Origin of the sequence: Nocardia sp. NPDC101769 (assembly GCF_044766925.1) — a bacterium.
In the GTDB taxonomy this organism is placed as follows: domain Bacteria; phylum Actinomycetota; class Actinomycetes; order Mycobacteriales; family Mycobacteriaceae; genus Nocardia.
This window is the reverse complement of the sequence record NZ_JBIWMX010000019.1, coordinates 161565-173861: the sequence shown is the minus strand read 5'-3', so window position 1 is coordinate 173861 and position 12297 is coordinate 161565. Positions and strand designations below refer to the sequence as shown.

At 70.1% G+C, this 12297-nt stretch carries 8 protein-coding genes; 1 reads left to right on the top strand and 7 read right to left on the bottom strand.

Annotated elements, in window-relative coordinates; genetic code table 11:
• Positions 1-1230: 4Fe-4S dicluster domain-containing protein (locus ACIRRA_RS27485; RefSeq protein ID WP_402773683.1), on the bottom strand; the 1230-nt coding region annotated here is incomplete at its 3' end.
• A gap of 376 nt (positions 1231-1606) precedes the next feature.
• Here ACIRRA_RS27485 and ACIRRA_RS27480 point away from each other — a divergent pair.
• Positions 1607-2326: a hypothetical protein gene (locus ACIRRA_RS27480; RefSeq protein WP_402773681.1), complete on the top strand. Its 720-nt coding sequence runs from the start codon at positions 1607-1609 to the stop codon at positions 2324-2326.
• A gap of 95 nt (positions 2327-2421) precedes the next feature.
• Here the strand turns inward: ACIRRA_RS27480 and ACIRRA_RS27475 are convergent, their stop codons facing one another.
• The 6 genes from ACIRRA_RS27475 to ACIRRA_RS27450 all read right to left on the bottom strand — a co-directional run bounded on the left by ACIRRA_RS27475 (position 2422) and on the right by ACIRRA_RS27450 (position 12157).
• Entirely contained in the window at positions 2422-3258 is an 837-nt protein-coding gene (locus ACIRRA_RS27475) for an NRDE family protein (protein WP_402773678.1), read from the bottom strand.
• Positions 3259-3423: 165 nt separating this feature from the next.
• A complete protein-coding gene (locus ACIRRA_RS27470) occupies positions 3424-4770 on the bottom strand; it encodes a S1 family peptidase (RefSeq protein ID WP_402773676.1) in 1347 nt (448 codons plus the stop codon).
• 149 nt (positions 4771-4919) lie between these two features.
• Positions 4920-6272, bottom strand: a complete 1353-nt coding sequence (locus ACIRRA_RS27465) for a S1 family peptidase (RefSeq protein ID WP_402773673.1) — start codon at positions 6270-6272, stop codon at positions 4920-4922.
• Positions 6273-6389: 117 nt separating this feature from the next.
• Positions 6390-7526 (bottom strand): hypothetical protein, encoded by a 1137-nt coding sequence (locus ACIRRA_RS27460; protein WP_402773670.1) that lies wholly within the window; start codon positions 7524-7526, stop codon positions 6390-6392.
• Positions 7527-7572: 46 nt separating this feature from the next.
• A complete protein-coding gene (locus tag ACIRRA_RS27455) occupies positions 7573-10449 on the bottom strand; it encodes a LuxR C-terminal-related transcriptional regulator (protein WP_402773668.1) in 2877 nt (958 codons plus the stop codon).
• A gap of 22 nt (positions 10450-10471) precedes the next feature.
• Positions 10472-12157, bottom strand: coding sequence for an Hsp70 family protein (locus ACIRRA_RS27450; protein ID WP_402773665.1), 1686 nt, complete (start codon positions 12155-12157; stop codon positions 10472-10474).
• Positions 12158-12297 lie beyond the last annotated feature (140 nt).

Here is a 12297-nt window from a genome sequence, read left to right as displayed (position 1 = left end):
ATCGACCGGGCACTGCTCCACACACGCACCACAGGTCGTGCACGACCACAACACCTCGGGATCGATGATGCCCTCGACATCCTCACCACCGACCAACGGACGCTCCGCCTCTGCACGCGCGGCCTCCGAAATCCGCGCCAGCGCACGCTCATCCGGCTTGCCCGCCGCGTCGACCAGACCGACCTCCTCGCCACCCATGTCCTTACGGCCACCGGCCAGCAGATACGGCGCCTTGGCGTAACCATGGTCACGCAGCGACATGATCAACAACTTCGGCGACAGCGGCTTGCCCGTATTCCAGGCCGGGCACTGCGACTGACAACGACCACACTCGGTACACGTGGTGACATCGAGAATGTCCTTCCACGAGAAATCCTCGAACCTACCCACACCGAAGGTGTCGTTGTCCGGATCCGCGGTCTCCATCTCGATCGGCTTGCCATTCGACATCATCGGCTTGGCCGCACCGAGAGCGACGCCGCCATCGGCCTCACGCTTGAAGTAGATGTTCGGGAAGGCAGCGAACCGGTGCCAGGCCACACCCCAGGTGACATTGCGGCCGACCAGCAGCAGGAAGGTCGCGCCGGAGACCAGCTTGATGAACGCGAAGATCGACACCATGGCGATCGACTCGGGCAGCAGCTTGGCCACCTGCTCGGTGAAGAAGTCGCTCCAGGTGTGGGATTCGTGGTAGGTGGCGATCTTGCCGGCCTTCACGAAGACCATGCCCAGGCCCTCGACCAGGACGATCGCCTCGATGACGTACGCGGGCGCGAACCTGGAACCGCTGAACCGGGACAGCCGCTGCGGCACGCGCGGGTGATTCAGCTGCCGGATGACGATCAGCACCAGAATGCCGACCACCGTTCCGATGCCGAGGATTTCGTCCGCCAGGTGGTAGATGCCCCAGGATCCGATGATGGGCCAGTGGAATTCGGGGTCGAAGATCTGGCCGTACGCCTCGAACCACAGGATGAACCCGGCGAGGAAGCCGATCATGACGAGCCAGTGGGCCCAGCCGACCGTGCGGAATTTGTTCATGCGCGTGTGCGCGAGGAATTCCACGATCATGGTCTTGAAGCGTGGGAAGAACGGCCGCCAGCGATCGGGTGCGGACTGCCCGACCATGACGGTGCGCGCGATGTTCCGCACGCCTCCGATGAACGATGCCCAACAGAAGACTGTGAACACCGCCCCAATCGTGCCCAGAGTCACTGTCAGGGCATTCATGTCGCGACCTCTCTTACGGTTCTACGAGCGTCTTGCGAGGCAGCCTGGTTCCGCCTCGAGTTGCTCGTATCCTAATGGACGGTAAGTTACCCGCCGGTAACTTAGCTGTCCAGGGTTTCCCACACCGTAAATCCCGGCAAATCGGTGCGGTAACCAAGGGCAGGCTTACTTCGAAACCCGGTGTCCAGCAGAAGGAAACGAATCTCGCAAATCGTAGGGTGATCGACTAGGCTCACGCTGTCCGACAGCTGTGCGCGTCTTCACATGCTCGGGGAGGACTCGTCCTAGCGCGTGGCATGGCCCGAGGGAAGCCGGGCCTCGCGTGGCGAAGAGGCGCACAGCGGATATACCTGATGACGGATTGGATACCAACCGAATGAAGCTTCGCAGTACCACTGCGGCTGCTGCCCTGGTCATCGGCGCAATGACCATCGGGATGACGACCGCCCACGCCGACGATGCTCCCGCACAGCCTGCTGGAATCAACTACTCCACCAAGTTGGTCGACGGCAAGACGATCGTCTCCACCCTGAAGAACGGCACCTTCGAGCTCGCCCAGCAGGACGGCGCGACGCCCGAGGACCCGAAGCAGACGATCGTGAACGTCAAGGACCAGCAGGGCGCGACCCTTATCTCCTTCCCCCTGAAGTTCAGCGCCGCCGGCACCGACATCCCGGTGACGTCGGACGTGAAGGACGACGGGAAGGTGCTTGAGGTCGTCCCGGAGAAGCCGGCCGACTTCCAGCCCGGCACCACCGTGCTCGCCGCCAAGCCGATCGCCTCGGCGTCGGAGAACCAGTCGGCGATGAGCGACTTCTCCACCAAGTTCGGCCTGGCCATCGGCATCGGCAGCTTCGTGGGCACGGCGCTCGGCGCGCTCATCGGCTGCGTGGTGACCATCGTGGCCGGTTGTGTCCCGGGCCTGGTCGCGGGCGCCGGCATCGGCGGCATCCTCGGCACCATCGCTGCAGGTGGCCCGACGCTGGTCGCCGCGGGTATCGACCTGCTGCAGACCTTGCAGGCTCCGGACGGCACCAGCAAGTGGGCGCCGACCACGGCCGCTGCCGCTGCCCCCGCACCGGTCACGCAGAACTGAGAACTACGGGGGTCTCGGCCTCCGCAGCTCGACCGTTCGGCCCGCCTCACTCGTGGAGGCGGGCCGAACGCGTTTCCGAGGTGGGGCCGGACCGGTCAGGCCGGCAGTTCGAGGTGGCCGGTGGACGTCACCGTGTCGCGGCGGCGGGCGAAGCGGGCGAAGGTGCGCTCGGCCATCACGTAGCTGCCGTCTTCACGAACCAGAAGAACTGTGCTGCAGCGGGTTCCATGCACGGGATGATCGACGAAGCGTGCGGAGGCGGCGCGTTCGGTGAGCCGGTCCAGTCCGGTCTCCGGCAACTCGGAGGCGGCGGCGGGGGTGCGGTCGGCCAGGACTTCCAGATAGCTCTCGACATCGCCCGGATCGGCCGCGGCCACGGCGGCGAGGGCGCGTACGCCCTCGCGGACCTTGGGCCAGGCCGGATCGCCGGTGCCGGTCGACACGCTGTCGTCGGGCTCGAGCGAGCCGGCGAGCGCATTGTTGGACACGCCGTGGAAGCCCGGCGCGAGTTCGCGTGGGGTCCGGTCGCTCCGATTGCTGTGCCACCACAGCGTTTCCAGATCCGAGACCACCAGGTTGTAGCCGTTGTAGTCGTCGGGTGCGGCGGTGACGCCGCGCACGAACTTCTCCGGCACCGGATCGCCGCGCAGGAAATCCATCAGCAGCGCGCCACGGGAGCGGGCATCGGGGCGGAAGTCGCCGGGCCGGCGCACATTGGTGACCGTCGCGAAGCGGTGCCGATCCGACAGCAGGCCCAGCCACGTACCCGGCACCGGGCCCGCCGCACCCAGATCCCGGCCCGCCAGCAGACCGGGCACCTCGTCCCAGGGACGCAGCGATTCCGTTGGGCGGGTGAAGAACTCGTCCCGATTGGCGGCCACGATCAACCGGTATTCCGGATGCGCCCGCCAGCCGAGCAACACCAAACACATAACCCCCAGCATGCCCGACCGGGGCTCGCCGCGACCACGCCCGATCGCTCCCCGCCCGCTGCCGCCCGCCGCCCCTGCGCTGCCACCCGAGGGCACACCCGCGTACCCCGGAATGCGAAAAGGCCGGTAGCGGTTGGGCTACCGGCCTTTCCGAGGGTGCTGTGATCAGAGGGTGCGCACGCGCAGGCCCGGGTTGTCGGAGAGCACGGTGCTCACCGGCTGCGCGAACAGCTGCGGGGTGTTGCCGGTGATGAGACCGATCAGGTTCGGGATCTCGCAGATCGGGTAGTCGGCTACCGAGGAGGCGCTGGAGATGCCCAGGGCCAGGGTGCCGGTCACCAGCGGACCGCCCGAATCACCGGGCAGGGCGCAGATATTGGCGGAGAAGGACTGGGTGAGCAGCCGGTCGCCGACCTGGACGGTCTGGTCGACGGCATTCACCACGCCGCAGCTGAAGCCGGTGCGCGCACCCGACTTGCAGACCGGGGCGCCGACCACCGGCACGGCCACGCCGGTGATGTTGACCGGGGCCGCGCCCGGGACATTCACCAGCGGGTTGGAGAAGGCGTCCCGGTACTGGTCGCTGATCCCGATGATCGAGTAGTCCTCGTTGCCCAGCACCGACTTCTGGAACGTGCCGACCTGCGGGCCCAGGCTCTCGCTGCCGACCATCTGGTAGACGCCCGGCGAGTTGGCGCCAGGGGTGGCCGAGATGTTCGGGTTGCAATGGCCCGCGGTGATGTTCACGACGTTGCCGTTGCCGTCGGTGCCGTTGAAGCCGAGCGAGCAGCGCAGCGACATGCGGCCGGCCACCGAGGCGTAGGCCTGGCCGGCGGCCATGGTCTGCGGGCCGGCACCGGCGATGTCGGAAGCCTTCGGGACGTCCTGGCCCTCGCCGCCGACCGGCGGGGCGGTCATGACGATGACACGGGCCGGGTCCACGAAGCCGGGCAGCGGCAGGTCGGGCTTGTCCACCCGGACCGCGATGCTGTTGTTGAGGGTGTCGATGGCCACGCCCCGGATGGCCTTGGACACGGACTCCGGCTGGTCCTTGAGCCACTGCTGGAAGGCGTTCTTCTCACCGCGCAGCGTGGTCTCGCTCTTGGCGACGTCCTTGGCTGTGAAGCCGGCGTCCGTCACGGCCTTGCGGGCCTGGTCCAGGCTGTCTCCGGGGGCCAGCGCCACGATGGCCCTGCCGGTCTCGTCCAGCCAGGCGCCACCGAAGACGCCCGGGAACTGCCGCTGGGCGGTGGTGGCGAAGGTGGCCACCTTCTGCGCGGTGTCGGCGCGCTGCAGGTAGTCCTGCGGGGAGATCTTCAGGTCGCGGGTGATGGCGGTGACCAGCTCGGCCGGCAGATCCGGGGTCGCGGGGGCCGCGGGCTCCGCGTGCGCACTCGCTGCCAGGGGTCCGGCGACGAGCACAGTGGTGGCCGCGATCGCCGCAGTACGGACAAGGGACCGTGGGCGGCGGCCCACGGCTGGCATGGAGAATCGCATACGTGGCAGGAGCATGGCCCCGACTATATGGTGTCGGGCCCGTTATGCCTACTTATTGTGAGATGACGTTTCGGTATTCCGCGGGCAAACAGCGGGCATGTCCGAACACGCGCAATGAGAGGGGTGTCCGATTTTCGCGGCCCGCTGGAACGGGCCGCGAATCATCACGCGTTGGAACGCGTCCGGACCTGAATTCCGCTGCCGATGCCGCCGCCGGAATTGGCGTCGATTTCGGTGAGAATCGCGCGCACCGGGATACCCAGTGACGCCGTACCACCGTACTGCGCCAGCGCGGTATTGGCCTCGTTGCAGTTCGGCGCGTCGGCCGCATTCGAGCCGCTGGTGATGCCCAGCGCCAGCGTGCCGGTCACGATCGCGCCGCCGCTGTCACCACCCAGGGTGCAGGCGCTGGAGGCGAAGCCGCGCACCGTCTTCGACTGGCCCTCGGCGGTGAACAACTGGGTCTCGACCCGGTCGGCCACCACGAAACCACAGGTGAAGGTGGAGGATTGACCGGACTTGCAAACCGGCGCGCCGGTGATCGGGTCGGCCACCCCGGTGATGGTCAGGGTCGTGCCGTTGGCGCCGCGCACCGACGGCTGATCCATGCCGGCCCGCACCGCGTCGTCGTTCAGCTTGATGACCGAATAGTCGAGTGCGCTGCTGCCGCCCAGATTCGACGAGACGAAGCTGCCGGCCTTCGGGCTCGACACCAGGTTTTTCACATTCGGAATGTAGACATCGGCGCTGGTGCCCTTGTCCACATTCGGATTGCAGTGTCCGGCACTGATGTTCAGGGCGTTTCCGGCGGAATCCACACTGTTGAAGCCGAACGAGCACACATCGACACTGCGCAGTGACGAATCACTGAGCGCGGTCGGCGCGGTGATGTAGGTGTCACCGCCCATGGGGCGCCGCTCGACCGGGCCGCCGGAATCCGGGGACAGCATCACCTTGATATTGGCGATCAGCGTGGGCAGATTCAGCAAATGCCCGGCCGGGGTGTTCGCCACGCTGAGCACCAGCTGGCTGTTGAGGAAGTCGATGGCGACCGAGTTGATGGCATTGGACAGATCGCGCGGCAGGCTGGTGATCCACGTGTTCAGCTGATCGGCCGAATTCTCGAGGTTGTCGGCGCTGATCGGGGCCAGCCGGGTCTGGTAGCCGTCGGCGGCGGCGATCTTGGCGGCATCGAGGGAGGTGACGGCCACGACCGGCTTGCCGTCGGTGCCCAGCCACGCGCCCGCGAAGTCGTCGGGACGCTGGCTGCGGAAAGTCGTTGCGTAGTCCCGCAATTGCTGGGCCTGGTTGGCCCGGTCCAGATATTCGGCGGGCGTCATCTTCAGATCGCGCTGGATGGCGGTGACCAGCTCGGCCGGAAGCTTGTCGGCGGCAAGCTGATCCGGGGACGCCGGGTCGGCGTTGGCGGTGCTGAGCAAGGGACCGATGAGGACGGTCGAGGCGAACGCGACGGTGGCTGCTCGAACCGTGGCGCGACGCGCCATGAACTTGCGCATGGAGTCCCTTCGTAAGTGCACCAGCAGACCGATGTTCCGGGCCCGGATCCGGTTACCTTCCGGAAGGTCGGTCAGCGCACCACTTTAGGGCATCAACCACCGAAGGTCTCTACGAAATCAGCGCGGATTCTGTCCCCACGGATCCTGCAGTACCGGCGCTTGCGGCAGCTCGAAGGTCGGCACCGGCGGATACTGGTAGATCGGCGGATACGGGCGTGTCGTGGTGGGCGGCGGCGTGGTGTGCGGGGTGGGGCTCGGTGTGGTGGTCGGCGGGTCCGGCGTGGTCGTCGGTGGTGGCGGCGTGGTCGTGGGGTCCGAGGTGACCGGTACGTCCGCGGTATCGGCGGGCGGCGCGGCCGCGGTCGGATTGTCCGAACCGGTCGGCGGCAGCAGCGGCGGGGCCACCCCCGCGGTGGCCACCGGCTCCGAACGCACCTCGCCGCGCGGCGGGCCCGGGGTGGAGTCGTCGGTGCGCAACACGGCCGCCACCCCGACGCCACCGAGCAGCAAACCGACCAGGGCGGCCGCCGCGGCAATGATGTACGGGCCGCGATTGGCGCGCGGCGCGTGGGTGACCGCGACCGCTGCGGTCGCGCGGGTGACCGCCGGCTCGGCGGTGGTGACGGCCGGGACCGCCGCCGAATACGCCTGGGCCAGTTCGGAGGACTTGAGCGCGGGCAGCACGTCGGTGACGTCGGCGGCGTTCTCGGCGGCCGCGGTGGCATCGGGCGGCGTGAGGCCGGCCGGGGTGGACAGCACCGCGGCCAGGGCCGCGCGGGCTGCGTTGTAGGCCAGGGTCTTCCCGGTCTCCGCGTCCGCCTGGGGCAGGTCGCGCTCGCTGACCAGCACCACCGATTTCAGGCCCAGATAGTCCAGCGCCTCACGCAGCGATCGCACGTGGGCGTCGGGCCAGCCGGTCGGGTGGGCCAGATAGAACTCGGCCGGACCGTTGAGATGTTCGGCGGCCTGACTGATCAGACAGAAAACCGCCGTGGCCATCAGGTCCTCGGCGCGGTACGCCTCACCGTCGTCCACCGCGAGCCCGGCCGGATCCCCGACCGCGCCAACGAAGCCCCGGATGGAATGGCTGTAGCCCTCCGGTGCGTCGCCGCCGAGCACGGCGTCGCCGTCCTCGGACATGTGCAGCACTGACTCGCGCACGGTGTAGTGCACCGGGAGTGTGGCGTCATCGCCTGTCACCACGGCAACGACGGATTCGTCGTCCGCGATCCGCAGGCCCACCCCAGTGGCCATCCTCTTCAACCTCGCTCGATGCGTCCGGGTGCTCTCCGTGCCGAGGTCAGACGAGGAGTGAACCGTGACCCATGGCGCGAAGCATTGACAATAACTCCGAACGCGAGCCGGCACCGATTCGACGTCTCATCCGAGCCACGTGATGTTCCACGGTTTTGGCCGAAATGTAGAGCCGGGCCCCGATCTCGCGGTACGTCAAGCCCAATAGGACCAGTTCGGCCACCTCACGTTCGCGTTCGCTCAGCACGGTATCGGTGATCGGTTCCGGGCGTGGCTGCGGGGCCGCGGGCTCGGGCGCGCGCACCGGAGACTCCGGCGGCCGAGCCTGCGCGCGCACCGTGCGCGCCAGCTTGAGCAGCGCGGTCGCGGTGGCGGAATCACCCGCCGCCAGCGCGGCCTCACTGGCCAGCCGGGCCGCGTCCCAGCGCAAGCCGAGCCCGGCCAGCCGGGCCACCGCGCCCTCCACCTGCTCGCGCACCACCTGACCGCGCAGCACCAGCACCCAGGTGCGGCCCGCGTCCGCCAGTACCGCGGCCTGCGGATCGCCCGCCGCGGCGGAGGTCTTGAGCCGATGGGCGTGCGGCAGCAGGGCTTCCGGGCTCTCCTGCGCGATGGCCGCCTGAATCGCGTACCAGTGGAAGGCATTCGACCAGGCGGGCGGTTCACCGAGCCGGCGCAGCAGTTCGTCGGCGGCGGTCACCAGCGCGGTCATCCGGGCCTCGTCACGCAGGCGGATGCCGGCCAGCCACAGCTCGCCGATGGGCAGCAGCGCCAGCAGATCCGCGCCGATCTCGTCGAACAGCGGGAAGGCCTGCTGCCAGGCCATGGCCAGCGCCGCGTGATCGCCGCTGCGCCGCGCCAGGCCGACGATCACGCCGTGTGCGAGCAGCCGATCGCGCGGATCCAGTTCCGCCAGGCCGACTTCCGACATCAGGGTGGCCGCCGAATGCTCGTCGCCGCCCAGCATGGCGACCCACGCGCCCAGCACCAGGCTCTGCGGATCGCGGCTGGGGCCGCGGTCCTGGGTGCCCTGCCGCAGGGCGTCCGCGGCCCGCCGCGGATCGCCCATGCTCAGGCACAGCAGCACCGCGATCGACACCGCTGAGCACGGCAGGAAGCGATCGCCGCCGTCATCGGTGGGGGCCGGGCCGGAGTGTGCGGCGTGGATGAGCGCGGACGCCGCCGTGACGGCCGCACCGCGCCGCGCCTGCGCGGGGCTGGTGAAGCGCTGCACGGCAAGGGTTGTCGGCGCGATGGCCCGCATCTCGGCGGTGAAACCGGTCGGGGTCGAGACGGCTCCGAAGGTATTCGCGGCGCTCGCGGCGGGTCTCGCCGGTGCGGTGTCCTCGGGGCGCGGTCGGTCGCCGGTGGGCCGGGTCGTGGGGCTCGCGGCCCGGGCCGGTGCGCCGGTTCCGGCGGGCGGCGGGGCGAAAGTCCTGGGCGGCGGCGGGAATGGGGTCCCGGCGTGGCCGTTCCCGCGATCGGTGCGCGTCGCAGCGCTGAAATCGCCAGGGGCACTGGGCGATCCGATCGTGTCGAACAGGGCATTGGCGATCGAGGCCGCGCGCGCGGTGGCCTCGGTCGGCGGCCACTGGGCGGCATTGACCGACAGCGCCTGTGCGCCCTGGGCATCACCGGACAGCGACAGCACCGTGGCGGCGACCGCCCAGTCCGGACCGACCCGGGTGGGGCCGAGCCAGGTGTAGAGCTGGGCGGCCCGGGTGGCCAGGCCGCGCCGGGTCCACACACCGGCGCAGATGCGTACGGCGGCAGCCAGATCCGCGAGCGGGATCGCCGGATTGGCCAGGGTGGGTTCGGCCAGGCGCAGAGCGGTGTCGCCGTCCCCGGCCCGGGCGGCGGCATCGGCCCAGCGCACGGCCAGGGCCTCCGGATCCGCGCCGGCGGCGGCCGCGGCCGCGTAGTGCCGGACGGCCTCGTCGCCGGCGCGTTCCGCTGCGGCACAGAGGAATTCGGCCAGACGCTCGTCGCGAACGCCCGATTCGGCGAGCAGCAGCGCGGTGTGGCCGCGCAGCAGTCCGGCGTCCAGGCGTGCGTGCAGCAGGCGGCGGGCGACCGTCAGGAAGCGGCGGTCGCCGACCAGGGTGCGCAGTGGCGGGACGGCCGGGGCCAGCAGTAGATCGGCGTCGGTGACCAGGGCGCTGCCCCGGGCCCGGTCCACCAGATCCTGGGCGGCCGGCGGGGCGATGTCGAGCACCTCGGTGAGCTCGCCGGTGTCCAGGCCCGCGCCGATGGCCGCCACCACCAGGGCGTCCAGCAGGTCCGGATCGGCGTCGTCGAGGCGCGCCCGCGCCCAGGCCGTCACCGCCTGGTCCACCGCGGTCACGCCCGCGTCGAGGCGGGTGGCGCAGGCGGCGGTCAGCGCGGCCACCACACCGCCGTGGATGCCGCCGGTCTGGCGGTGGATGTGCTGGGCCAGCCCGCGCGGCACCATCATGCCCAGTTCGCGGGCGAACGGGGCGATCTCGGTGGCGCCCAGGGCGCGCAGATCGACCACCCGGCCGCGGCGGGCCACCATATCGGTCAGGCCCCGCAACCGGGGATCGTGCGGGCGCGGGCGCAGCGCGATCACCACCGGGTACTCCCCGGATTCGGCTGCGGCGCACAGCAGGTCGAATTCGGCCTGGCTCAGCGCGTGGGCGTCGTCGACGATGAGGGCGCCGCGGGCGCGGCTGTTGTTGCCGTCCGCGCGGGCCGGGGCCGACGCGCGCAGCGCGTGCGCCGGATTGTCGGTGTGCGGGACGCCCCGGGCGCGCAACCGCGCCCGGAGGGCTCCCAGCAGGGTGGACTTTCCGGTGCCGGAACGGCCCCGGACGAGATAGAGCACCGAGGCGGAATCGTCGGAATCCAGGTCCCGGAAAATCTCACGGGCGCACGGGATGGAATCCAGTGCGACGGGGGTCATGCCTGTCACGAGGAACCAACTCTCAGCGGCCGGTGTGCGGAACGACCGGTGGAACGGCGTTGCCGAGCTGATCAACTGCATTGTTCAGTGCGCCCGTGGGGAGCGTCACGCTGGGTACCGTCGGCGGCAGGATCTGCGGCATCGTCGGCATCTGGACCGGTTGTTGCTGCTGTTGCGGCGGCTGGGGGCTCGCCGGATTCTGTTGCGGCGCCGGGGTATCCGCCGAGGTGGTCGGGTCGGCGGCGGCCGGTGCGGGAGCCGCGGCGCCGGTGGTGGCCGGGCTGCCGGGCTTGGCCGCGCCCGGCTGCGACGCGGGTTTGGTCGCGGAGACCGGGCTCCCGGCCGCCGGAGCCGGGGCGCCGGAGGTGGTGGCCCCGCCCGTCGGCGCCGGGGAATCGAGCGCCACGGCGGAGGTCGAGGGGGACTGCGTACCGGCGGGATTCGCGGGCGTGGACTGTCCGCCGGTGCCCATGGCCAGGGTGCCGGTGGCGATGGCGGCCACCGCGACCGCGGCCGCACCGAACACTGCCAGGCGCTTCCAGTGCCGGAAGCCGGCGGGTTCCTCGACCGGGAGGTCGGGCAGCAGCGGAATACGCGGGGCCGCAGGCGATTCCGCCTTCCCCGCGGCATCGTCCGCCGCCCTTCGGCCGGAATCGCCGGCCGGGCCCGCTGGTTCGGGGTCCGGGGGCCCGGCCGGGGAGTCGCCCCGGGGCCGCTGGGGGAGCACGGCCGCGGTGCGACCGGGAGCGAGGGCCGGGCCGCCGTCGGCCTCGGCGAGGCCCAGGCCGCCGACCGCGATCGCCGGATGCGCCTCGGTATCGGTGGTGTCGGCGAGCAGGTCGGCGGCCAGCAGCGCGGCGCCGTGCGCGCTCAGGTGGGCCGGGTCGGCGGCGGCCGCGACCGGGATGCCGAATTCGGTGGACAGCAGTTCGGTTACCAGCGGGATGCTCGCGCCGCCGCCGGTGACCAGGAAGCCGTCCAGATCGGCCGCGGTGAGCCCCGCCCGGCGCAGGGCCTCACGGACCAGATCGGTCGAACCGAGGAGCGGACCCCGCATCAGTTCCTCGATATCGTCGCGAACCAGTCGCACGTCCACTTCGCTCATGGCGGGCAAACGCACGGGCACCATGGTGGCGGTATTTGTGGATAGGGTTTCTTTCGCAATTTTGCAGCGAACACGGAGTGCCGCTAATTCTTGTTCCACCAAAGGGTCGAAAGGATCGAAATCCTTTTCGCCGACCGCATGGGCGAGTACGAAACGCATCGTCAGCAGATCGAATTCCGATCCGGCCACCTCGGTGGTCCGTACCGGTTCGCTCAGCAGGCCCGACATGGCCCCTGTGCGCGCCACCGAAACCGTCAGGCCGGTCGCCCCCAGGTCGTACACCACCATCGCGCCGTCGTGGCCGGACTCGTGTACGTCCTGCAGCCAGCGCATGGCCGCCGTCGGCTCCGGGACCAGGGCTACCGCGTCCAGGCCGGCCGCGTCCAGGGCGGTCCGCTGCACCTCCACGGTGTGCTGCGACCACCATGCCGGGTAGCAGGCGACCGTGGCCGCGGCCGGGCCCATGCCGTCCACCGCGCGGCCGATGGCCGCCGCCACCAGGTCGGCGGCGCGGACGGCGGATCCGTCCCGGGTGCGAATGTCCACGGGATCCCCGACCCGGGCCAGGAAACTGTCCGGAACCTCCGGCTCGGCGCCCAGCATGCTGGGCCGTGTATGTACTGTGTGTTGTCCCCCCGAAGTCGTCACGGCAACCGTATTCGACGACCCGACGGTGATGCCGAGCGCCAGCCCCTGACTCATTCGAGTTCCCCTGTCATTACCCAACGCGCGACCGGTGGATC